The sequence below is a fragment of the Pseudomonas fluorescens genome, from assembly GCF_005938625.1.
In the GTDB taxonomy this organism is placed as follows: domain Bacteria; phylum Pseudomonadota; class Gammaproteobacteria; order Pseudomonadales; family Pseudomonadaceae; genus Aquipseudomonas; species Aquipseudomonas fluorescens_BD.
The window spans coordinates 88,837-109,072 of sequence record NZ_VCNJ01000005.1 but is presented as its reverse complement, the minus strand read 5'-3'; the positions used below and the strand labels follow the sequence as shown (position 1 = coordinate 109,072).

The window sequence follows — 20,236 nt, the reverse complement described above, 5'->3', positions numbered from 1 at the left end:
TTGTTCAAACCGGTCGGTTAACCGGCGATCTCTGCCGTACGTTGCCACAGCGCGTAATAAACCCGGCCGGATTTCTGTTCGCGGTGCAGGCGCCAGTTGCCCGGCAGGCCCAGCGTCGATGGTGCCGTTTCGCTTTCAGTGTAGATCCACGAGTCGGGCGCCAGCCACTGACGCTCTTCGAGCAAGGTGCAAACGGCCGGCAGCAGGTTCTGGTTGAACGGCGGGTCAAGGAACACCAGGTCGAACGCGCTGGCGGTCTGGGTTTCCAGATAACGCAGGGCGTCGGCGGTTTGCACCTGGCCGTTGCTGCAGCGTAGGGTGCCGAGATGTTCCTTCAGGCTGGAGACAGCGATGTTGCTCGCGTCCAGCGCCTGCCCCATGGCCGCGCCACGGGACAGTGCTTCGAGAAACAGCGCGCCGCTGCCGGCGAATGGATCAAGGACCTTGGCCCCTTCAACGTAAGGTGCGAGCCAGTTGAACAGGGTTTCACGCACGCGATCCGGCGTCGGGCGCAGGCCCGGTGCGTCGGGAAAGCTCAGCTTGCGACTGCGCCATTGACCGCCAATGATGCGCAACTGGTTCACACCGTTGTGGACGTTATGCGCAGGTTTTTTAGGGGAACGAGTTGCCATTAATGCTCCGGAACCCCGAGCGGTTGCTCGGCAGGTTTATCAGATGGGGCCGGTAACGGCTTTTGCGGCACGGTTGGACCCGCGGTAACAATGACCATTTTGTCCGTGCTCAGGTGTTTGTTCAGGGCGTCGCGGACTTGCTCCACCGTCAGGCTCTGCGACTGACGCATGAAATCATCCAGGTAGCTCAGCGGCAGATTATAGAAGCCCATGGCGCCGAGTTGGCCGACGATATCGGCGTTGCTCGCGGTGGACAGCGGGAAGCTGCCGGCCAGCTCGCGTTTGGCGTCATCGAGTTCTTTCTGCGTCGGCCCGGTTTTCAGGTAGTCGGCGAGCACGTCCTGCACCAGTTTCAGGGTGCCTTCGCTCATTTCCGCGCGGGTCTGCAGATTGATCATGAACGGGCCACGTGCCTGCATCGGGCTGAATGCCGAGTACACGCCGTAGGTCAGGCCGCGCTTCTCGCGCACTTCGCTCATCAGGCGCGTACCGAAACCGCCGCCACCGAGGATCTGGTTGCCCATCGACAGCGCCGCGTAATCCGGGTCGTCACGGTCGATGCCCAGTTGCGCGAGCATCAGGTTGGTCTGCTTCGACGGGAATTCGATATGGTTGACGCTGGCTTTCGGTTCCTGCGGCTGAGCGATCTTTGCCAGCGCCGGGCCTTTGGGCAGGGCGCTGGAGACCTGATTGGCAATTGCCTCGGCCTCCGCACGCGACAGGTCGCCGACCAGCGCGATTACCACGTTGCCAGCCGCGTAGGCTTTGGCGTGGAACTCACGCAATTGCGCGAGGGTAATCTTCGGCACGCTTTGCGGATTGCCGTCGCTGGAATGCGCGTACGGGTGATCGCCGTAAAGGCGCTTCATCATCTCAAGGCTGGCGAGTTTGCCGGGGTTCTGTTTCTGGTACTCGAAACCGGCGAGCATCTGGTTTTTGATGCGCGCGAACGAGTCGGCCGGGAAGGTCGGTTTGCCGATGACTTCCGAGAACAGCTTCAACGCCGGTTCACGCTTGTCGGCAGCACTCAGGCTGCGCAACGAGGCCAGCGCCATGTCCTTGAACGCACCGTTGCCGAAATCCGCACCGAGGCCTTCAAAGCCCTGAGCGATGGCGCCGACGTCTTTGCCGGCGACACCTTCGTTGAGCATTGCGTTGGTCAGTACCGCCAGCCCCGACGCGTTGCCGTCCTGGCTGCTGCCGGCAGCGAAGATCAGGCGCATGTCGAACATCGGCAACTCATGGGCTTCGACGAACAGCACTTTGGCGCCTTCGGCGGTGTTCCAGGTCTGTACGTCGAGTTTGCGGCTGGCCGGGGCCTTGCCGTCGAGTTCGGTCAGCGATTGCAGCTTCTGGCTGGACTTGGCGTTGTCCAAGGCTTCGCTGGCATTGCTGTCAGCGCCTGGCGACAGGTACAGAGCGGCAGAGCCGATCACCGCCACGGCGATCAGGCCGAGCAGCAGGCGTGGGGATTTGCGCTTACTCATGAGTCGTCTCCAGTGGCAGGACGTGGGCGACGCTGAGACGTTCGCGGGTGAAATACAGCTTGGCGGCGTTCTGGATGTCTTGCGGGGTCACGCTTTCCAGATCGGCGAGTTCGGTGTCCATCAGTTTCCACGACAGGCCGACGGTTTCCAGTTGGCCAATCGCCGTGGCCTGGCTGGTGATCGAATCACGTTCGAAGACCAGGCCGGCGATTACCTGCGCACGCACGCGCTCCAGTTCTGCGGCGGACGGCGCGGTGGTTTTCAGCTGTTCGAGCAGCTTCCACAGGCCGGCCTCGGCTTGCGCCATGGTCTTTTTCTTCTGCGTGTTCGGGGTTGCCGACAGGGTGAACAGGCTGTCGCCACGGGTGTAGGCGTCGTAGCTCGACGAACCGCCGGAAACCAGTTCCTCGCCGCGCTCCAGTTGTGTCGGGATGCGCCCGCTGTAGCCGCCGTCGAGCAGCGCCGAGATCAGGCGCAGGGCGTTGACCGAGCGCTTGTCTTCAGCGGTGGCGATGCTTGGCACGTTGAAACCGAGCATCAGGCTCGGCAATTGCGTCTGCACGTGCAGAGTGATCTGGCGTTCGCCGGGTTCGGCCAGTTCCAGTGGTTTTTTCGCCGGTGGCACGTCGCGCTTGGCTATCGGGCCGAAGTAGCGTTGGGCGAGGGTTTTCACTTCATCCGGGGTGACATCGCCGACCACCACCAGCGTGGCGTTGTTCGGCACGTACCAGGATTGGTACCAGTGGCGCAGCTCTTCGACTTTCATGCGGTCGAGGTCGGCCATCCAGCCGATGGTCGGCGTGTGGTAGCCGCTGGCCGGGTAGGCCATGGCCTTGTAGCGCTCGTAGGCCTTGGACATCGGCTTGTCATCGGTGCGCAAGCGGCGCTCTTCCTTGATGACTTCGATTTCCTTGGCAAACTCGTCGGCCGGCAGGCGCAGATTGGCCATGCGATCGGCTTCCAGTTCGAAGGCAACGCCCAGACGGTCGCGGGCCAGCACTTGGTAGTAAGCGGTGAAGTCGTCGCTGGTGAAGGCGTTCTCTTCGGCGCCCAGATCACGCAGGATCAGCGACGCTTCGCCGGGGCCGACTTTCTCGCTGCCCTTGAACATCATGTGCTCAAGCGCGTGAGACAGACCGGTCTGGCCCGGAGTTTCGTAGCTGGAACCGACCTTGTACCAGACCTGCGACACCACCACCGGCGCGCGATGGTCTTCGCGCACGACGACCTTGAGGCCATTGTCGAGGGTGAATTCGTGAGTCGGTTGCGGGTCGGCCGCCAGGGCCGAAAGGGGCAGGCAGACTGTGCTGAGCAGCAGGCCTGCAGCGCGGCGGGCTAGAGCATTCATTCGTTTTTTAACCTGTTGGGCTGCCCGCTTGGTCTTAGCGTCGGCGGGCGAGAGGGTGCTAGGATACTGATCCGTTTTACTGGCGGCCACGCCTATCAAGCCACTGATCGGTCGATAGGTTGTATGGGTTCCCGGCAGAAGCTTTGAGTTTGTCAGCTAAACTCTGCGTTTTCGCCGACGATGCCGTTCCAGTCCTTCGTATTAATCGACCTTTGAGGTGCCTCTGGCGCCTCGACAAAATGTTGCGCGTGAACAAGCTGGATGAAACACAGTCTGTTCTGCATCGAATATTTATTTGCCGGGGCGCCCTTATGGCGCGTCGCTACCGTGAGATAGCCGTCCTCCATGTTTGGTTCCAACGACGACAAGAAGACCCCAGCTGCGGCTGGCGAGAAGAAAAGCCTGTTCGGATGGCTGCGTAAGAAACCGCAGGAACCCGTCGTCGAACAGCCGCCCGCGATTCCTGAACCCGCTCCCGCGCCGGCTCCGGTAATAGAAGAAGAGCCGGCACCGATTGTGCTGCCGCTTGCCGAACCGGTGTTGCAACCGGCTGAGCCAGAGTCTGAAGCGCCTGTCGCGGCCGAACTGCCGCTGACCCCGGCGGCCGAGCCGTGGCTGACCTTGCCGGTGGCGGAAGAGCCGGTGGCATTGGTTGAAGAGGCTGCGCCACACGTTACGCCAGTGATTCCTGCGCCTGCTGCGTTTGTGGCCGAAGTTGCTCCGGCTGTTATTGAGCCGCTGGTCGAGCCTGCGCCGGTTGTTGCAGAACCTGTAGTCGCTGAAACTATTGTTCCCGAGCCTGTTGCTCCAGTAGTTGTCGCCCCTGTTGCCCCGGTCATTCAACAGCCCGAGCCTGCACCTGCACCTGCACCTGCACCTGCACCTGCACTTGTCGCCGCTGCGCCAGTCGAAGTGGTTGCAGAAGCGCCCGTCGAAGCCCCGCGCACTGAAGAAACCAAAGCCGGCTTCTTCGCCCGCCTCAAGCAAGGCCTGTCGAAAACCAGCGCCAGCATCGGCGAGGGCATGGCCAGCCTGTTCCTCGGCCGCAAAACCATCGACGACGATCTGCTTGATGACCTCGAAACCCGTCTGCTGACCGCTGACGTCGGCGTCGAAGCCACCACGCAGATCATCCAGCGCCTGACCCAGAAGGTTGCTCGTAAGGAATTGGCCGACGCCGACGCGCTGTACAAATCCCTGCAGGCCGAACTGGCCGCGATGCTCAAACCGGTCGAACAACCGCTGAAAATCGTCTCGCAGAACAAGCCGTTCGTGATTCTGGTGGTGGGCGTCAACGGCGCCGGCAAAACCACCACCATCGGCAAACTGGCGAAGAAGCTGCAACTGGAAGGCAAGAAAGTCATGCTCGCCGCCGGTGACACCTTCCGCGCCGCCGCTGTGGAGCAATTGCAGGTCTGGGGCGAACGCAACAAGATTCCGGTGATCGCCCAGCACACTGGCGCCGACTCGGCTTCGGTGATCTTCGACGCCGTGCAGGCCGCCAAGGCCCGTGGCATCGACGTATTGATCGCTGACACCGCCGGTCGTCTGCACACCAAAGACAACCTGATGGAAGAGCTGAAAAAGGTTCGCCGGGTCATCGGTAAGCTCGACGCCGACGCGCCGCACGAAGTGCTGCTGGTGCTCGACGCCGGTACTGGCCAGAACGCGATCAACCAGGCCAAGCAATTCAACCAGACCGTCGAACTGACCGGCCTGGCGCTGACCAAACTCGACGGTACCGCCAAGGGTGGGGTGATCTTCGCCCTGGCCAAGCAGTTCGGCCTGCCGATCCGCTACATCGGCGTCGGTGAAGGCATCGACGATTTGCGTACCTTTGAAGCCGAACCCTTTGTCCAGGCACTGTTTGCCGAGCGGGAGCGTTCATGATTCGTTTCGAACAGGTCGGTAAACGCTACCCGAACGGTCACGTCGGCTTGCATGAGCTGAGCTTTCGAGTCCGTCGTGGCGAGTTCTTGTTTGTTACCGGCCACTCCGGTGCCGGTAAATCCACCTTGTTGCGCCTGTTGCTGGCGATGGAACGTCCGACCAGCGGCAAACTGCTGCTGGCCGGGCAAGACCTGAGCACCATCAGCAACGCGCAGATTCCGTTCCTGCGCCGGCAGATCGGCGTGGTGTTCCAGAATCACCAGTTGCTGTTCGATCGCACGGTGTTCAACAACGTCGCCTTGCCGCTGCAGATTCTTGGCTTGTCCAAGGCCGAAATCGCCAAGCGTGTCGATTCGGCACTTGAGCGCGTGGCGCTGTCGGATAAAACCGATCTGTACCCGGGCGATCTGTCCACCGGTCAGCAACAGCGCGTCGGCATCGCCCGCGCCATCGTGCACCGCCCGGCCTTGCTGCTGGCGGACGAGCCGACCGGTAACCTCGACCCGCGTCTGGCGGCCGAGATCATGGGCGTGTTCGAAGACATCAACCGTCTGGGCACCAGCGTGCTGATCGCCAGTCACGACCTGGCGCTGATCGCGCGCATGCGTCACCGCATGCTGACCCTGCAACGCGGCCGATTGATTGGCGACGGGGAGGCCGGAGAATGAGTGCGACACGCAGTCCGAAAGTTTCCGAGCGCGTGGCCCCGAAAGCCGCCGATCCGCAGCCGCCGAAGAAGAAAAAACACGACGAAGACGATGGCCCGGACTTCGCCACGCTGTTCCGCGCCTGGGTCGAAAGCCATCGCGCCAGCCTGCTCGACAGCCTACGTCGCTTGGGCAAACAGCCGATCGGTAGCTTCTTCACCTGCATGGTGATGGCGGTCGCACTGAGCCTGCCGATGGGGCTTTCGCTGTTGCTTAACAACGTCGAGCGTCTCGGCGGTTCGTGGCAGCGGGCGGCGCAGATATCCTTGTATCTGCAACTCGACGCTAGCCCGGCGCAAGGCGAGTCGCTGCGCGAGCAGATCAAAGGCATGCCCGGCGTAGCTGATGCAGAATATGTCGGCCGTGATCAGGCGCTGGAGGAGTTCCAGCAACAGTCCGGACTGGGCGAAGCCCTGCGCGAGCTGCCGGAGAACCCGTTGCCGGGCGTGGTGCTGGTTACCCCGAACGAAGTCGACAAGCCAACGCTGGAAGCATTAAGACAAAAACTTTCCGAGCTGCCCAAGGTACAACAGGCGCAACTTGATCTAGTCTGGGTCGAGCGTCTGGCTGCCATCCTCAAGCTTGGCGATCGTTTTGTCTTCGGTCTGACGGTGCTGCTGGTTTCTGCATTACTTTTGGTGATAGGCAATACCATTCGTCTTCATATTGAAAACCGCCGCACAGAGATAGAAGTGATTAAACTCGTCGGCGGCACTGACAGCTATGTGCGGCGCCCCTTCCTTTATATGGGCGCGCTATATGGCTTCGGTGCGGGACTATTGTCCTGGGGTGTATTGGCGTTCGGCCTGAACTGGCTGAACGATGCGGTGGTTGGACTGGCCGGCTTGTACGGCAGTGATTTCGCGCTGGCCGGAGTGCCAGTTGCCGACGGTCTGTCGCTCTTGCTTGGCGCGGTGCTGTTGGGTTATATCGGTGCATGGATTGCAGTCGCACGTCATCTCAGGGAGTTGGCGCCGAAGTAGAATCTTTTTTGCGCGTGATTGACCTCACGGTTTTTTTGGGAACTTGTACTTGAGTTCCCGGTCAATTTTTCGCAGTGCCGAGAGGCACGAGTATGTAAGTGGGAGGTTTTTTCGTATGACCAATTCTTTGCAGCCTGCGTATGCGTTGGTTCCGGGTGCGAACCTGGAAGCTTACGTGCACACCGTCAACAGCATTCCATTGCTGACGCCGGAGCAGGAGCGTGAACTGGCCGAGAGTCTCTACTATGAGCAGGATTTGGGGGCGGCTCGGCAGATGGTGCTCGCCCACCTGCGTTTTGTCGTACATATCGCCCGTAGCTATTCCGGCTACGGTCTGGCTCAGGCTGACCTGATCCAGGAAGGTAACGTCGGCCTGATGAAGGCCGTAAAGCGCTTCAACCCGGAAATGGGTGTGCGTCTGGTGTCGTTCGCCGTGCACTGGATCAAGGCGGAAATTCACGAGTTCATCCTGCGCAACTGGCGCATTGTGAAAGTCGCGACCACCAAGGCCCAGCGCAAGCTGTTCTTCAACCTGCGCAGCCAGAAGAAGCGTCTGGCGTGGCTGAACAACGAGGAAGTCCACCGTGTGGCGGAAAGCCTCGGCGTTGAGCCGCGGGAAGTGCGCGAGATGGAAAGTCGCCTGACCGGCCATGACATGGCCTTCGACCCGGCTGCTGAAGCCGACGACGACAGCGCTTTCCAGTCGCCGGCCAACTACCTGGAAGACCACCGGTACGACCCGGCGCGTCAACTGGAAGATGCCGACTGGAGCGACAACTCCAATCACAACCTGCACGAAGCGCTGGAAGTGCTGGACGAGCGTAGCCGCGACATCCTCTACCAGCGCTGGCTGGCAGAAGAAAAAGCCACGCTGCACGACCTGGCGCAGAAGTACAACGTGTCGGCCGAGCGGATCCGTCAGCTCGAAAAGAGCGCGATGAACAAGCTCAAGTTGTCGATCGCCGCATAACCGGCGAGCAGGCAATAAAAAACGCCCCGATCAGCGATGATCGGGGCGTTTTTCATTTCTGGCTTCACACAAAACCTATGTGGGAGCGAGCTTGCTCGCGAAGGCGGAGTGTCAGTCACCGCCACTGCTGAATGACCCACCGCCTTCGCGAGCAAGCTCGCTCCCACAGGGATCTTCAGGGTTTGGAAGATCTTTGATCGGTTATCGAGACCACGGTGCTCGCCGCGAATCATTGAGCCCCAGCAGATAGCTATCCCCACCCAACTGGCTCATCTGCTGCCGAATCCACCCGGCCCGGCGCGAGACATAAGCGGTCGGATGGCTGGCACTCCAGACGCGAGGATTCGGTAGAACAGCCGCCAGATAACTCGCCTGCTGCCGCGACAACGATTTCGCGCTCACGCCAAAGTGATGTCGGGCCGCAGCTTCCGCGCCAAACACCCCGTCATCCCACTCGACGCTGTTCAGGTACACCTCAAGAATCCGCTGCTTGGGCCAGAATACTTCGATCAGCGCGGTAAACCAGGCTTCCAGGCCTTTACGCAGATAGCTGCGACCCGCCCACAGAAACAGGTTTTTCGACACTTGCTGGCTCAAGGTGCTGGCCCCGCGAATCGAGCCGCCGAGTTCGTTATGGGCGAGCGCTGCCTGGATCGCACTGAAGTCAAAGCCCCAATGCTCAGGAAACTTCTGATCCTCACCGGCCATGACTGCGACTTTGAGATCGTCCGAGATTTCGTCCCACGGCTTCCAGGTGCGCTGCAGATCAATCGGCTCGCCATCGACCCAGGATTCGACCTTGCGCTCGACCATTAACGCCGTGCCCGGCGGCGGCACGAAGCGAAACACCAGCACCAGCAAGATGCTGCCGCCGGCGAACCAGAGCAGGGCCTTCGTAAGACGACGGAAAATAGTACGCAGCATAGAGATGGCTTGGCCGAACCGGTGGAGCGAGCCATTATACAGACCCTGCCGATCGCGTCTGACTGGAGTTCCCAATGCTGCGTGGCTTTTTGATGCTGGCTGCTTTTTTCGGTTTCACCGGTGTTGTGTTGGGCGCATTCGCCGCCCATGGCCTGAAAAACCGCCTGACGCCCGAGTATCTGGCGATTTTCCATACCGGCGTCACTTATCAACTGGTGCACACTTTGGCGCTGTTCGGTGTAGCGCTGTTGGCCACGCAAATTCAGGGGCGACTGGTCGCGTGGGCCGGTTTTTCCTTCGCTGCGGGCATCCTGTTGTTCTCCGGCAGCCTCTACGTGCTGACCATGACCGGTATCAGCAAGCTTGGCATCATCACCCCGTTCGGCGGTCTGGCATTTCTGGCCGGTTGGGTTTGCCTGGGTCTCGCCGCCTGGCGCTTGCAACCAACCGCTTGACGCTTGGTGCTGACCTTTAGGTCATGATCGGGCTAGAATGCCAGCCCCTAAAAATGATGGCGGCGTTGTGCATGCGCATTCAATTGAACGGCGAATCCCTTGAACTGCCCGACGGCGAGACCGTTGCGGCCCTGATCACCCGTCTGGAACTGACCGGACGCCGGGTGGCAGTCGAACTCAATCTGGATATCGTCCCGCGCAGCCAGCATGCCGACACCACGCTCAATGACGGTGACAACGTCGAAGTCGTGCACGCCATCGGCGGCGGCTGATTGTGCGGCCCGCAAGGGCACAGAATTCTGCAAGACCCTCACCCCTAAAGAGGATTCCCCATGAGCATCGTTCGTAGCGACAAGCCTTTTGTGCTGGCCGGTCGTACTTACCAGTCGCGTTTGCTGGTCGGTACCGGCAAGTACCGTGACATGGAAGAAACCCGTCAGGCCATCGAAGCCTCGGGTGCCGAGATCGTCACCTTCGCTGTGCGCCGCACCAACCTGGGCCAGATCGAAGGCGAGCCGAACCTGCTCGACGTGCTGTCGCCGGAGCGCTACACCTTCCTGCCGAACACCGCCGGTTGCTACGACGCCATCGAAGCCGTGCGCACCTGCCGCCTGGCCCGTGAGCTGCTCGATGGCCACAACCTGGTGAAGCTGGAAGTACTGGCCGACCAGAAAACCCTGTTCCCTAACGTCATCGAAACCCTCAAGGCTGCCGAAACGCTGGTCAAGGAAGGTTTCGACGTGATGGTGTACACCAGCGATGACCCGATCATTGCTCGTCAACTGGCAGAAATCGGCTGCATCGCGGTCATGCCGCTGGCCGGTCTGATCGGTTCCGGTCTGGGGATTTGCAACCCATACAACCTGCAGATCATCCTCGAAGAAGCCAAGATTCCTGTGTTGGTCGATGCCGGTGTCGGCACTGCCTCCGACGCCACCATCGCCATGGAACTGGGTTGCGATGCGGTGCTGATGAACTCGGCGATCGCCCACGCCCAGCAGCCGGTGATGATGGCTGAAGCCATGAAACACGCCATCGTTGCAGGCCGTCTGGCCTACCTCGCTGGCCGTATGCCGAAAAAACTCTATGCCAGCGCCTCTTCGCCGCTGGATGGTCTGATCAAGTAAGAGCCATTGATGACTGAATCGAACGACACGCCTATCCAGACGGAAGAAGGCGACGAGCGCCAACACCGCCGCATCAAGAGTTTCGTGATGCGTGCCGGGCGCATGACCGAAGGCCAGCAACGCGGTCTGGATCAGGGCGCGCCGCTGTACGTGCTGCCGCTGGCCGACGCCCCGGTGGATTACGATCAAGTGTTCGGCCGTGCGGCACCGCGCTCGCTGGAGATCGGTTTCGGCATGGGCCACTCGCTGCTGGAAATGGCCACGGCGGCCCCGGAGCAGGATTTCATCGGCGTGGAAGTTCACCGTCCGGGTGTCGGCGCGCTGCTCAATGGCGTGCTGACGCAGGGCCTGACCAACCTGCGGGTCTACGATTGCGACGCGATCGAAGTGCTTAACCGCTGCATCGCCGACAACAGCCTCGATCGCCTGATGCTGTTTTTCCCGGATCCATGGCACAAGAGCCGTCACCACAAGCGCCGTATCGTTCAGGCGTCGTTCGCTGAACTGGTGCGCAGCAAGTTGAAGGTCGGCGGCATTCTGCACATGGCCACCGACTGGGAACCGTACGCCGAATACATGCTGGAAGTGATGAGCGTCGCTCCGGGCTATCGCAACCTCGCCGAAGACGGCAAATGCGTGCCGCGCCCGGCCGAACGCCCGATCACCAAGTTCGAACGCCGCGGCGAACGTCTTGGCCATGGCGTGTGGGATCTGAAGTTCGAAAAACAGTCCTGAGTCCTAGGCAATACCCCCCTCTAGGAGCTGCGGCACGCTGCGATCTTTTGATCCTGATTTTCAAGATCAAAAGATCGCAGCGTGCCGCAGCTCCTACAGTTGTTTTGAGTACCCGAGAATTACACGGGCGAAAGAAATCGAGCAGGCACCTGCTCAGTCAGCCAGACGCCATTCTCGGCCTGATAGAACTTGAAGCCCTGCTCGTCCATCTGCTGCGCCGCAACCTGCAGAACGACTAACGTTCCGTAGCGTTGACCCACGGCCGAGGCGGTGGCGATCTCCTCGGACAAGTGCACGTGATGGCGTTGCCCGGGAATCAGTCCCTGTTCGTGGATCGAGTCGAGAAAACGCGTCGCGGTCCCGTGGTACAGCGTTTGCGGTGGCTGTTTCTGCTCGAATTGCAGGTCAACGCTTTTCGTCGAGTGCCCCTGAACCGCGCGGATAGAGTGGCCGTCTGCAGAAATCGCAAAACGCTTCTTGTCACTGCTGGCCACGACGCTTTCAATCAGCTCGCGACTCAACTGCCTGCCGTCACCCGCAGCCCCGCTGATGAGGGTGTCGATACTCGCCCAGCCCTCAGCACTAAGCGCCAAGCCGATCGCCTGAGGTTCGTGACGCAACACGAAGCTGAGAAATTTGCTTGTCTCGTCCAGCAACTTTTTACTCATGAACGTCTCTGATTCCCGGCAAAAAATAGAACGCCAACCCTTGTAGGAGCTGCGGCACGCTGCGATCTTTTGTTCCTGATTTTCAAGATCAAAAGATCGCAGCGTGCCGCAGCTCCTACAGTTGTTTTGTGGTGTTAGCGGCGGTCGGCGACTACGCCGATGAGGACGAGGACTACCAGCAGCACCGGCGCCAGGCTGTAGTTGTTGAACTGGCTCAGGCCTTTGATTACCCACGGCGTGGCGTAGATCAGCGCCGCGCCGCTGCCGATCACGCACAGCAGCGACATCAGCGGTATGCGCAGGGCGCCGGCGATGCTGCCCAGGCGTTGCTCGACCCAGCCTTTGAAGTCGGCGCCGAACAGCACCAGCAGGCAGCCGACCAGCGCCAAGGCGATTTCCGAGAGGTTGCTGCGGCTCCAGCGGGAGACGGTGGCGAGCAGGTCGAGTATCAAATCCATGGGTTTTCCTTGGGGCTGAAGTTGAGGGTTGGGCTCAGTTCAGAAATTGTTGCAGCAAGTCGTTGAGGAACAGCTGTCCGCGCTCGGTGGCCGCCAGACGTGACGGTTCGACCTGCAACAGACCGCTTTGTTCTGCCGCTGCCCGGCCTTCGGCGAGGCTTTGCAGCGACAGGCCAGTGCGCTGCGGATACAGGCGCGATTCGACGCCAGCGGTCAGGCGCAAGGCGTTCATCAGAAACTCGAACGGCATTTCGTCATTGGTTAGCGCTTTCTCGCCGGCCTGAAAGCTTTTCACCGGATTGAGATAGTCCTTCGGCAGACGGGTCTTCCACGTACGCACAATGCGCCCGTCCGGATGGCTGAGCTTGCCATGCGCACCCGCACCAATGCCGATGAAGTCGCCGAAACTCCAGTAATTGAGGTTATGTCGCGCCGGGCGTCCGGCCTGTGCATAAGCCGAGACTTCGTATTGCGCGTAACCGTGCTCGGCCAACAATGCCTGCCCGGCTTCTTGAATGTCCCACAGCGTATCGTCCTCTGGCAGCACCGGCGGCTGATTCCAGAACACTGTGTTCGGCTCCAGCGTCAGTTGATACCAGGAGATGTGCGTCGGATTCAGCTCGATAGCCTGGCGCAGGTCGCTCAAGGCATCGTCCAGCGACTGATCGGGCAAGCCGTGCATCAAGTCGAGGTTGAAGTTATCGAACCCGGCCTGACGCGCCATGCCTGCCGCGCGCACCGCTTCGTCCCCGTTGTGAATTCGGCCCAGCGCTTTGAGCTTTTCCTGCTGGAAGCTCTGGATACCAATCGACAGGCGATTGATCCCCAGTTTGCGGTAGGCGACAAACTTCTCTTGCTCGAACGTTCCCGGGTTGGCTTCCAGAGTGATTTCGATGTCGTCAGCAAACGGGATCCGCTGCTCGACGCCTGCCAGCAAACGCCCAAGCGCTTCGGCGCTGAACAGGCTCGGCGTGCCGCCACCAAAAAAGATCGAGCTGATTTCACGCCCGTAAACCGCGTGCAGATCCTGATCGAGATCGGCCAGCAAGGCGTCGACGTATTCCTGCTCTGGCAAAACCGGACTGGCGGTGTGCGAGTTGAAATCGCAATACGGGCATTTGCGTACACACCACGGGATGTGGATGTACAGCGCCAGGGGCGGCAGCGTTGGCAACGGCGCCCGAGGCGAAGAGGCGGCGCCGCCGACAATCAGCGACGACGCAGAAGAGTCACGGGTCATTTCAAGCCCAGACGCTGGCGCAGCAGATCCATTGCACGGGCGCGGTGGCTGATCTGGTTCTTGTCGGCCGGGCTCAGCTCGGCGCTGGACACGTCGCGTTCCGGCACCCAGAACAGCGGGTCATAGCCGAAACCGTGCTCGCCGCTGGCGGCAGTGAGGATGCGCCCGTGCCACAAGCCTTCGCAGAGGATCGGCAACGGGTCATCGGCGTGACGTACCAGCGCCAGCACGCAAACAAACTGCGCGCCGCGCTCGGCTTCCGGCACATCCTTCAGCGCGTCGAGCAGTTTGGCGTTGTTCGCCGCATCGCCCTTGCCGTCGGCATAACGCGCCGAATAGATGCCCGGCGCGCCGCCGAGGAAATCCACCGCCAGACCGGAATCGTCGGCCAGCGCCGGCAACCCGGAAATCCGTGCGGCGTTACGCGCCTTGAGAATCGCGTTCTCGACGAACGACAGACCGGTTTCTTCCGGTTCGACCTTGCTCCACTCGCCAATCGAGCGCAGTTGCACCGAGTCGCCGAGCATAGCCTGGAGTTCTTTGAGTTTGCCGGCGTTATGGCTGGCCAGTACGAGCTGCTTGATGTTCATCATTCGCCGGGAAAGAGTTCTTGGTTGAAATTGATGGTGTTGATCTTGTCGCCGTTCTGCACCTTGATTTCAAAGGTGCGGGTTTCCTGCTGTTCCACCGGGTACTGAGCGATGTAGTAGATCGCGCCCTGTTCGGTGATCTGGCGGAAGTTCAGCGGCACGCTCTGGCTGGTCAGGTCTTTGACCGTGCCGGTGACGCTGGCGATCAATGGTTTGCCGTCCTTGATCACCGAAACGTTGATCACGCCCTGATTCTTGCTACGCACCAGCTCTGCGGCCTTGGCGATGTCCGGTTGCAGGAACGTCGAGTTGAAAGTGTTGTAGTGCACCGTCACGTCGCCAAAGGTTTCTTTGCGCTCACCTTTGATGACGTCGGCCGCCAGAGCGCTGGCGCTCAGGCAGGCAGTCAATAACAACAACGCTAAACGACCCATGATCGTGCTCCTCGAAATGACGGGATTCAGACCGCGACTTTGTGGTCTGCAAGCTGCGGGCTGCTGACGCGGTAGATACCGATCTCACCTAACAGATTAGGCCATAGCTTACTGGCCCACCCGTGACGGTGCTGTTGATCCACAGCAAGCCGATCAATGACCTTCGCATCACGTTCGCGGCAAAGTTCTTCAAAGTCTTCGAAGGTGCAGAAGTGGATGTTCGGCGTGTTGTACCAGGTATACGGCAGAAACTCGGACACCGGCATGCGGCCCTTGCTCGCCAAGTACCAGCGGCAGCGCCAGTGGCCGAAGTTCGGGAAAGTGATGATGCACTGACGGCCGACCCGCAGCATTTCGTCGAGGATCTTGTCCGGGTAGTGCACGGCTTGCAGGGCCTGGGTCATGACGACGATGTCGAAACTGTTGCTGGCGAAGTTGCCCAGCCCCTTGTCTAGATCCTGCTCGATGACGTTGATGCCTTTGGCCACGCACTCGGCGATGTTGTCGGCGTCGTTTTCCAGGCCATAACCGGTGACGTTCTTGTTGTCGCGCAGCCAGGTCAGCAGCTCGCCGTCACCGCAACCGAGGTCGAGGACGCGGCTGCCGGCGGGGATCCATTCCTGGATGATTTCCAGATCAGCTCTCATGGCTTTCTCACAGCGTGATGCGGTTCATGTAATTGCCGAACGCCTGCAAGTAGCGAGGGATCGGAATCAGGAAGGCGTCGTGGCCCTGCGGTGCGTCGATTTCCAGATAGCTGACGTCTTTGCGCGCCGCCATCAACGCATCCACCAGTTCCCGCGAACGGGCCGGGGAGAAACGCCAGTCGGTGGTGAACGACATCACGCAGAACCTGGCCGTGGCGTTCTCGAAGGTTTTCGCCAGGTTATCGTCGAAGTTCGCCGCCGGATCGAAGTAGTCCAGCGCCTTGGTCATCAACAGATACGTGTTGGCGTCGAAGCGTCCGGAGAACTCTTCGCCCTGATAACGCAGGTAGCTTTCGACCTGGAACTCGACACTGTGGAAGTCGTAGTTGAGCTTCTCGCTCTTCAGGCCACGGCCGAATTTCTCGCCCATCGAGTCGTCGGACAGGTAAGTGATGTGCCCGACCATGCGCGCCAGCATCAAGCCGCGCTTGGGGATCACGCCCGCTTCCTGGAACGAACCACCGTGGAATTCCGGGTCTGTGAGAATTGCCTGACGCGCGACTTCGTTGAAGGCGATGTTCTGCGCCGACAGCTTCGGTGCCGAGGCGATGGCCAGACAATGACGCACGCGATCCGGGTAAGTGATGGTCCATTGCAGCGCCTGCATGCCGCCGAGGCTGCCGCCGATCACTGCTGCCCACTGGCCGATGCCGAGCAGGTCGGCGAGACGCGCCTGGCTGTGCACCCAGTCTTCCACGGTGAGCACCGGGAAGTCGGCACCGAACGGTTTGCCGGTCTCCGGGTTGATACTGCTCGGGCCGGTGGAGCCGTTGCAGCCGCCGAGGTTGTTCAGGCTGACCACGAAGAACTTGTTGGTGTCGATCGGTTTGCCGGGGCCGATGCAGCTGTCCCACCAACCGGGTTTACGGTCGTCGACGCTGTGATAGCCGGCAGCGTGGTGATGGCCGGACAAGGCGTGGCAAATCAGCACGGCATTGCTCGCCTGCGCGTTCAGCGTGCCGTAGGTTTCGTAGATCAGGTCATAGGCGGCCAGCGACCGGCCACAGGCCAAGGCCAGCGGTTCGCTGAAGTGCGCGGTTTGCGGCGTCACCAGACCAACAGAATCGGGGGGAAAGGCAGTTGGCATCGACCCTGCTCTCGTTGAAATGAGGCGTAAGTCTAAAGACCGGGGGGGTTAGCGGCAAGCAACTACCTGCGCTCGTTCCCACGCTCTGCGTGGGAATGCCTCATTGGACGCTCTGCGTCCGCTTCGGCGGGGGACGCGGAGCGTCCCGGGATGCATTCCCACGCGGAGCGTGGGAACGATCAGCGCACCAGGTCAGGCAAATCCGGCAACTTCTTCGGCGAACAAATCTTCACCCGCTTCTGCCGGTTCAACTCACCGCTGAGCAAACTCACCTGGCTCTTGGACACCCCAAACGCCTTGGCCAGAAAGCCCATCAGATAAGCATTGGCCTTGCCCTCGACCGGCGGTGCGGTCAGACGGATCTTCAGGCGATCCCCGTGCAGCCCGGCGAAGTCATCGCTACGGGCTGCCGGTTGCAGGTGACACTCGAGGATCAAGTCGTCACCGTCCCAACGAAACCAGCTCACATCAGCAGACGGAGGATTTCCGGCATCATCGTCATCGCCGCCAGATTATTGATCACCAACATGTCGATCAGCTTCAGCGCGAGGAAGGCGAAGATCGGCGACAGATCCAGACCACCAAGATTCGGCAGGAATTTGCGGAACGGCGCCAATGCCGGCTCGCAGATCTGGTTGACCAGTTCAGCGCCCGGATTGTGGCTGCCCGGTGCAACCCACGACAGAATCACGCTGATGATCAGGGCGAAGAAGAAGATCTTCAGGAACAGCGCGGTCACGCCGATCAGCGACCAGATAAACAGTTGCAGCGGATTGCCGGTGGTGCCGTAAGTCAGCAGCAGGGTCAGCGCCATCAGCGCCAGTTGCACCAGAATCGCCAGCACCAGCGACGACATGTCCAGACCGAACATGCTCGGAATGATCCGGCGCAGTGGTTTGAGCAGTGGCTGGGTCGCTTTGACGATGAACTGGCACAGCGGGTTGTAGAAGTTCGCCCGCACCAGTTGCAGCACAAAACGCAGCAGCACAATCAGCAGGTACAGGCTGCCGAGGGTTTGCAGCACGTAAACCGCTGCAGTGTTCAATCCAATCATGTAAGGCTCCTTATTTGCCCAGTTGTTCGGCCATTTCGGCCGAGCGGTGCGCGGCGGCGCCGAGTGCGGTTTCGACCAGGGCTTCAAAGCCATTGGCCTGGAATGATTTGATCGCGGCTTCGGTGGTGCCATTTGGCGAGGTCACGCGGCGACGCAGTTCGGCAGCATCGACATCACTGGATACGGCCATGTGTGCCGCGCCCAACGCCGTTTGCAAGGTCAGTTGTTCGGCGATTTCCTTCGGCAGACCGAGTTTGACGCCGGCGGCGGTCATGGCTTCGATCAGCAGGAAGAAGTACGCCGGGCCGGAACCGGAAACGGCAGTGACCGCGTCCAGTTGCTGCTCTTCGTTGAGCCACAGGGCAATGCCGACGGCGGACAGCAGCTCTTCGGCTTGCTGACGCTGCTCGGCGGTCACTTCGCTGGTCGCGTACAAACCACTGACGCCCTGACGCAGCAGCGCCGGGGTGTTCGGCATGCAGCGCACGATTGGCTGCTCACCCAACCACGCGGTCATGCTCGCGCAAGTGATGCCGGCGGCAATCGACACCACCAGTTGATTTGGTTTCAGGCTCGGGCGCAGGGCTTCGCACACCGCTTTCATGGCTTGCGGCTTGACCGCCAGCACGATCACATCGACGCCGTCGATGGCCTGGGCGTTATCGGCAAAGGTTTCGATGCCGTGCTCGGCGCTGACCTTGGCGCGGGTTTCTTCGCCCGGATCACTGGCGCGGATCTGCGCCGCTTCCAGCCCTTTGGCGCGCAGGCCGCCAATCAGACTGGCCGCCATGTTGCCCGCACCGATAAACGCAATACGTGTGTTGCTCATGTGTGGTCCTTATCTGGAAACGTTCAAGATTGGGAATAGTCGCGCGCGCCAAACAGGGCCGTACCGATACGCACCCAGGTGGCGCCTTGGGCGATGGCCGACTCAAGGTCGTGGCTCATGCCCATTGAAAGTGTGTCGAGCGGTAGTTCGAGGCTGGCCTGCAATTTCTGCACGGCGGCGAAGGCCGCGTCTTGCTCGGCGCGGTCGTCGGTTGGCTCCGGAATCGCCATCAAGCCACGCAGTTTCAGACGCGGCAATGCGCTGATGGCAGCGGCCAATGCCGGCAGATCGTCAGGCGTGCAGCCGGATTTACTCGCCTCACCGCTGACGTTGACCTGAATGCAGATGTTCAGCGGCGGCAGTTCAGCCGGGCGCTGTTCGGACAGACGTTGAGCGATTTTCAGGCGATCCACGGAATGCACCCAGTCGAAATGCTCGGCAATCGCGCGAGTCTTGTTCGATTGAATGGGGCCGATGAAGTGCCAGATCAAGGGCAGATCCGCCAGTTCGAGCTGTTTGCTCAAGGCTTCCTGCAGATAGTTCTCGCCAAAGTCGCGCAGGCCGGCGGCATACGCTTCACGCAGCGCCTCGGCGGGTTTGGTTTTGCTCACGGCGAGCAACTGGACGCTGTTTTCAGGACGGTGTGCGGCTTGGGTCGCGGTCTGGATGCGCGAACCAACGTGGAGAATGTTGTCTGCTATCGTGGACATCAAGAGGCGCCGGCGGTCTGAAGGTTCGCGGCATTCTACTGGAATTGAGGAGCGCTATGGATATCACTGAATTGCTGGCCTTCAGCGCCAAACAGGGCGCTTCCGACCTGCACCTGTCGGCCGGTCTGCCGCCGATGATCCGTGTTGATGGCGATGTGCGGCGGATCAATCTGCCGGCGCTGGATCACAAGCAAGTGCACGAATTGATCTACGACATCATGAACGACACCCAGCGCGTCGACTTCGAGAAACATCTGGAAACCGACTTTTCCTTTGAAGTGCCGGGTGTCGCGCGTTTCCGGGTTAACGCCTTCAACCAGAACCGTGGCGCCGGGGCGGTGTTTCGTACCATTCCGTCGAAAGTGTTGAGCATGGAAGACCTGGCCATGGGCGACGTCTTCCGCAAGATCACCGATGCGCCGCGTGGGCTGGTGCTGGTCACCGGGCCGACCGGTTCCGGCAAATCGACCACGTTGGCGGCGATGATCGATTACCTCAATACCCACCGTCATCACCATATCCTGACCATTGAAGATCCGATCGAATTTGTCCACGAATCGCGCAAATGCCTGATCAATCAGCGCGAAGTTCACCGTGATACTCGCAGTTTCGCCACCGCGTTGCGTTCAGCGTTGCGCGAAGACCCGGATGTGATTCTGGTTGGCGAAATGCGCGATCTGGAAACCATTCGTCTGGCGCTGACTGCCGCTGAGACCGGACATCTGGTGTTCGGCACGCTGCACACCACTTCAGCGGCGAAAACCATCGACCGCGTGGTCGACGTGTTCCCCGGGGACGAGAAGTCGATGGTCCGTTCGATGCTGTCGGAGTCGTTGCTGGCGGTGGTTTCGCAGACTCTGATCAAGAAGACCGGCGGCGGGCGGGTGGCGGCGCACGAGATCATGCTGGGGACGTCGGCGATCCGTAACCTGATCCGCGAGGACAAGGTCGCACAGATGTATTCGGCGATTCAGACGGGTGGGTCGTTGGGGATGCAGACACTGGACATGTGCCTGAAGGATCTGGTGACCAAGGGTTTGATCAGCCGCGAGCACGCGCGGGAGAAGGCGCGGACGCCGGATAATTTCTGAGGGAGTGATCGTTCCCACGCTCTGCGTGGGAATGAAGCCCGGGACGCTCTGCGTCCCTGCCGAAGCGGACGCGGAGCGTCCATTGAGGCATTCCCACGCGGAGCGTGGGA

General features: G+C 60.6%; 25 protein-coding genes. 9 read left to right on the top strand and 16 right to left on the bottom strand.

Going from position 1 to position 20,236, the window contains the following annotated elements:
* Positions 1-17: 17 nt before the first annotated feature.
* From rsmD to FGA82_RS05165, 4 genes are all read right to left on the bottom strand, one after another.
* On the bottom strand, positions 18-632 hold the full coding sequence (rsmD, locus tag FGA82_RS05180; protein WP_141126261.1) for a 16S rRNA (guanine(966)-N(2))-methyltransferase RsmD: 615 nt from the start codon (positions 630-632) through the stop codon (positions 18-20).
* The gene (locus tag FGA82_RS05175) at positions 632-2,119 is read right to left on the bottom strand and encodes a M16 family metallopeptidase (protein WP_141126260.1); all 1,488 of its coding nucleotides are present in this window, start codon (positions 2,117-2,119) and stop codon (positions 632-634) included. Before FGA82_RS05175 ends, rsmD begins: the two co-directional genes overlap by 1 nt.
* A complete protein-coding gene (locus tag FGA82_RS05170) occupies positions 2,112-3,467 on the bottom strand; it encodes a M16 family metallopeptidase (protein ID WP_141126259.1) in 1,356 nt (451 codons plus the stop codon). The genes FGA82_RS05175 and FGA82_RS05170 overlap by 8 nt, the downstream gene beginning before the upstream one ends.
* 152 nt (positions 3,468-3,619) lie before the next feature.
* Positions 3,620-3,814 carry a hypothetical protein gene (locus FGA82_RS05165; RefSeq protein ID WP_141126258.1) on the bottom strand — a complete coding sequence of 65 codons (195 nt, stop codon included), beginning with the start codon at positions 3,812-3,814 and terminating at the stop codon, positions 3,620-3,622.
* Between FGA82_RS05165 and ftsY the strand changes: the two genes are divergently transcribed.
* The 4 genes from ftsY (at position 3,813) to rpoH (ending at position 8,017) form a co-directional block, all read left to right on the top strand.
* Positions 3,813-5,357, top strand: coding sequence for a signal recognition particle-docking protein FtsY (gene ftsY, locus FGA82_RS05160; RefSeq protein WP_141126257.1), 1,545 nt, complete (start codon positions 3,813-3,815; stop codon positions 5,355-5,357). The two genes, FGA82_RS05165 and ftsY, sit on opposite strands and share 2 nt — an antisense overlap.
* Entirely contained in the window at positions 5,354-6,025 is a 672-nt protein-coding gene (gene ftsE / locus FGA82_RS05155) for a cell division ATP-binding protein FtsE (protein ID WP_008065082.1), read from the top strand. The genes ftsY and ftsE overlap by 4 nt, the downstream gene beginning before the upstream one ends.
* Complete coding sequence (gene ftsX / locus FGA82_RS05150) at positions 6,022-7,047, top strand: permease-like cell division protein FtsX (RefSeq protein ID WP_141126256.1); 1,026 nt, start codon at positions 6,022-6,024, stop codon at positions 7,045-7,047. Before ftsE ends, ftsX begins: the two co-directional genes overlap by 4 nt.
* A gap of 115 nt (positions 7,048-7,162) precedes the next feature.
* Complete coding sequence (gene rpoH / locus FGA82_RS05145; RefSeq protein ID WP_003229146.1) at positions 7,163-8,017, top strand: RNA polymerase sigma factor RpoH; 855 nt, start codon at positions 7,163-7,165, stop codon at positions 8,015-8,017.
* A 201-nt stretch (positions 8,018-8,218) separates the two neighbouring features.
* On the opposite strand, the gene mtgA is transcribed toward rpoH, so the two are convergent.
* Positions 8,219-8,941, bottom strand: a complete 723-nt coding sequence (mtgA, locus tag FGA82_RS05135; RefSeq protein WP_016983236.1) for a monofunctional biosynthetic peptidoglycan transglycosylase — start codon at positions 8,939-8,941, stop codon at positions 8,219-8,221.
* A gap of 74 nt (positions 8,942-9,015) precedes the next feature.
* On the opposite strand from mtgA, the gene FGA82_RS05130 reads away from it, so the two are divergent.
* The 4 genes from FGA82_RS05130 (at position 9,016) to trmB (ending at position 11,258) form a co-directional block, all read left to right on the top strand.
* The gene (locus FGA82_RS05130) at positions 9,016-9,396 is read left to right on the top strand and encodes a DUF423 domain-containing protein (protein WP_141126255.1); all 381 of its coding nucleotides are present in this window, start codon (positions 9,016-9,018) and stop codon (positions 9,394-9,396) included.
* A gap of 71 nt (positions 9,397-9,467) precedes the next feature.
* Positions 9,468-9,668 carry a sulfur carrier protein ThiS gene (gene thiS, locus FGA82_RS05125; RefSeq protein WP_122604433.1) on the top strand — a complete coding sequence of 67 codons (201 nt, stop codon included), beginning with the start codon at positions 9,468-9,470 and terminating at the stop codon, positions 9,666-9,668.
* Between the two features lie 60 nt (positions 9,669-9,728).
* Positions 9,729-10,523 carry a thiazole synthase gene (locus tag FGA82_RS05120; protein WP_007913621.1) on the top strand — a complete coding sequence of 265 codons (795 nt, stop codon included), beginning with the start codon at positions 9,729-9,731 and terminating at the stop codon, positions 10,521-10,523.
* A 9-nt stretch (positions 10,524-10,532) separates the two neighbouring features.
* Positions 10,533-11,258 carry a tRNA (guanosine(46)-N7)-methyltransferase TrmB gene (trmB, locus tag FGA82_RS05115; RefSeq protein WP_141126254.1) on the top strand — a complete coding sequence of 242 codons (726 nt, stop codon included), beginning with the start codon at positions 10,533-10,535 and terminating at the stop codon, positions 11,256-11,258.
* 119 nt (positions 11,259-11,377) lie between these two features.
* Here trmB and FGA82_RS05110 read toward each other — a convergent pair whose 3' ends face one another.
* The 11 genes from FGA82_RS05110 to FGA82_RS05060 form a co-directional block, all read right to left on the bottom strand.
* A complete protein-coding gene (locus tag FGA82_RS05110) occupies positions 11,378-11,926 on the bottom strand; it encodes an RNA 2'-phosphotransferase (RefSeq protein WP_141126253.1) in 549 nt (182 codons plus the stop codon).
* Between the two features lie 134 nt (positions 11,927-12,060).
* On the bottom strand, positions 12,061-12,384 hold the full coding sequence (locus FGA82_RS05105; RefSeq protein ID WP_034153666.1) for a DUF3392 domain-containing protein: 324 nt from the start codon (positions 12,382-12,384) through the stop codon (positions 12,061-12,063).
* 34 nt (positions 12,385-12,418) lie between these two features.
* The gene (hemW, locus tag FGA82_RS05100; protein ID WP_141126252.1) at positions 12,419-13,624 is read right to left on the bottom strand and encodes a radical SAM family heme chaperone HemW; all 1,206 of its coding nucleotides are present in this window, start codon (positions 13,622-13,624) and stop codon (positions 12,419-12,421) included.
* Positions 13,621-14,217, bottom strand: a complete 597-nt coding sequence (gene rdgB / locus FGA82_RS05095; protein ID WP_064116272.1) for an RdgB/HAM1 family non-canonical purine NTP pyrophosphatase — start codon at positions 14,215-14,217, stop codon at positions 13,621-13,623. The genes hemW and rdgB overlap by 4 nt, the downstream gene beginning before the upstream one ends.
* Positions 14,214-14,648, bottom strand: coding sequence for a DUF4426 domain-containing protein (locus tag FGA82_RS05090; protein ID WP_141126251.1), 435 nt, complete (start codon positions 14,646-14,648; stop codon positions 14,214-14,216). Before FGA82_RS05090 ends, rdgB begins: the two co-directional genes overlap by 4 nt.
* Before the next feature lie 26 nt (positions 14,649-14,674).
* Entirely contained in the window at positions 14,675-15,295 is a 621-nt protein-coding gene (gene metW / locus FGA82_RS05085; RefSeq protein WP_008083798.1) for a methionine biosynthesis protein MetW, read from the bottom strand.
* A gap of 7 nt (positions 15,296-15,302) precedes the next feature.
* A complete protein-coding gene (gene metX, locus FGA82_RS05080) occupies positions 15,303-16,442 on the bottom strand; it encodes a homoserine O-succinyltransferase MetX (protein WP_123593598.1) in 1,140 nt (379 codons plus the stop codon).
* A gap of 179 nt (positions 16,443-16,621) precedes the next feature.
* Positions 16,622-16,909 carry a DUF167 domain-containing protein gene (locus tag FGA82_RS05075; protein WP_095121519.1) on the bottom strand — a complete coding sequence of 96 codons (288 nt, stop codon included), beginning with the start codon at positions 16,907-16,909 and terminating at the stop codon, positions 16,622-16,624.
* The gene (locus tag FGA82_RS05070) at positions 16,906-17,496 is read right to left on the bottom strand and encodes a YggT family protein (protein ID WP_095186992.1); all 591 of its coding nucleotides are present in this window, start codon (positions 17,494-17,496) and stop codon (positions 16,906-16,908) included. Before FGA82_RS05070 ends, FGA82_RS05075 begins: the two co-directional genes overlap by 4 nt.
* A 10-nt stretch (positions 17,497-17,506) precedes the next feature.
* Positions 17,507-18,325, bottom strand: coding sequence for a pyrroline-5-carboxylate reductase (gene proC, locus FGA82_RS05065; protein ID WP_141126250.1), 819 nt, complete (start codon positions 18,323-18,325; stop codon positions 17,507-17,509).
* A gap of 23 nt (positions 18,326-18,348) precedes the next feature.
* Complete coding sequence (locus FGA82_RS05060; protein ID WP_141126249.1) at positions 18,349-19,035, bottom strand: YggS family pyridoxal phosphate-dependent enzyme; 687 nt, start codon at positions 19,033-19,035, stop codon at positions 18,349-18,351.
* 56 nt (positions 19,036-19,091) lie between these two features.
* Between FGA82_RS05060 and FGA82_RS05055 the strand changes: the two genes are divergently transcribed.
* A complete protein-coding gene (locus tag FGA82_RS05055) occupies positions 19,092-20,126 on the top strand; it encodes a type IV pilus twitching motility protein PilT (protein ID WP_141126248.1) in 1,035 nt (344 codons plus the stop codon).
* Positions 20,127-20,236: the final 110 nt, after the last annotated feature.

Excerpts from the sequence above, each read along its gene's own strand:
- rsmD (WP_141126261.1), bottom strand. The coding sequence starts at position 632 with ATGGCAACTCGTTCCCCTAAAAAACCTGCGCATAACGTCCACAACGGT.
- FGA82_RS05175 (WP_141126260.1), bottom strand. The coding sequence starts at position 2,119 with ATGAGTAAGCGCAAATCCCCACGCCTGCTGCTCGGCCTGATCGCCGTG.
- FGA82_RS05170 (WP_141126259.1), bottom strand. The coding sequence starts at position 3,467 with ATGAATGCTCTAGCCCGCCGCGCTGCAGGCCTGCTGCTCAGCACAGTC.
- ftsY (WP_141126257.1), top strand. The coding sequence starts at position 3,813 with ATGTTTGGTTCCAACGACGACAAGAAGACCCCAGCTGCGGCTGGCGAG.
- FGA82_RS05165 (WP_141126258.1), bottom strand. The coding sequence starts at position 3,814 with ATGGAGGACGGCTATCTCACGGTAGCGACGCGCCATAAGGGCGCCCCG.
- ftsE (WP_008065082.1), top strand. The coding sequence starts at position 5,354 with ATGATTCGTTTCGAACAGGTCGGTAAACGCTACCCGAACGGTCACGTC.
- ftsX (WP_141126256.1), top strand. The coding sequence starts at position 6,022 with ATGAGTGCGACACGCAGTCCGAAAGTTTCCGAGCGCGTGGCCCCGAAA.
- rpoH (WP_003229146.1), top strand. The coding sequence starts at position 7,163 with ATGACCAATTCTTTGCAGCCTGCGTATGCGTTGGTTCCGGGTGCGAAC.
- mtgA (WP_016983236.1), bottom strand. The coding sequence starts at position 8,941 with ATGCTGCGTACTATTTTCCGTCGTCTTACGAAGGCCCTGCTCTGGTTC.
- FGA82_RS05130 (WP_141126255.1), top strand. The coding sequence starts at position 9,016 with ATGCTGCGTGGCTTTTTGATGCTGGCTGCTTTTTTCGGTTTCACCGGT.
- thiS (WP_122604433.1), top strand. The coding sequence starts at position 9,468 with ATGCGCATTCAATTGAACGGCGAATCCCTTGAACTGCCCGACGGCGAG.
- FGA82_RS05120 (WP_007913621.1), top strand. The coding sequence starts at position 9,729 with ATGAGCATCGTTCGTAGCGACAAGCCTTTTGTGCTGGCCGGTCGTACT.
- trmB (WP_141126254.1), top strand. The coding sequence starts at position 10,533 with ATGACTGAATCGAACGACACGCCTATCCAGACGGAAGAAGGCGACGAG.
- FGA82_RS05110 (WP_141126253.1), bottom strand. The coding sequence starts at position 11,926 with ATGAGTAAAAAGTTGCTGGACGAGACAAGCAAATTTCTCAGCTTCGTG.
- FGA82_RS05105 (WP_034153666.1), bottom strand. The coding sequence starts at position 12,384 with ATGGATTTGATACTCGACCTGCTCGCCACCGTCTCCCGCTGGAGCCGC.
- hemW (WP_141126252.1), bottom strand. The coding sequence starts at position 13,624 with ATGACCCGTGACTCTTCTGCGTCGTCGCTGATTGTCGGCGGCGCCGCC.
- rdgB (WP_064116272.1), bottom strand. The coding sequence starts at position 14,217 with ATGATGAACATCAAGCAGCTCGTACTGGCCAGCCATAACGCCGGCAAA.
- FGA82_RS05090 (WP_141126251.1), bottom strand. The coding sequence starts at position 14,648 with ATGGGTCGTTTAGCGTTGTTGTTATTGACTGCCTGCCTGAGCGCCAGC.
- metW (WP_008083798.1), bottom strand. The coding sequence starts at position 15,295 with ATGAGAGCTGATCTGGAAATCATCCAGGAATGGATCCCCGCCGGCAGC.
- metX (WP_123593598.1), bottom strand. The coding sequence starts at position 16,442 with ATGCCAACTGCCTTTCCCCCCGATTCTGTTGGTCTGGTGACGCCGCAA.
- FGA82_RS05070 (WP_095186992.1), bottom strand. The coding sequence starts at position 17,496 with ATGATTGGATTGAACACTGCAGCGGTTTACGTGCTGCAAACCCTCGGC.
- proC (WP_141126250.1), bottom strand. The coding sequence starts at position 18,325 with ATGAGCAACACACGTATTGCGTTTATCGGTGCGGGCAACATGGCGGCC.
- FGA82_RS05060 (WP_141126249.1), bottom strand. The coding sequence starts at position 19,035 with ATGTCCACGATAGCAGACAACATTCTCCACGTTGGTTCGCGCATCCAG.
- FGA82_RS05055 (WP_141126248.1), top strand. The coding sequence starts at position 19,092 with ATGGATATCACTGAATTGCTGGCCTTCAGCGCCAAACAGGGCGCTTCC.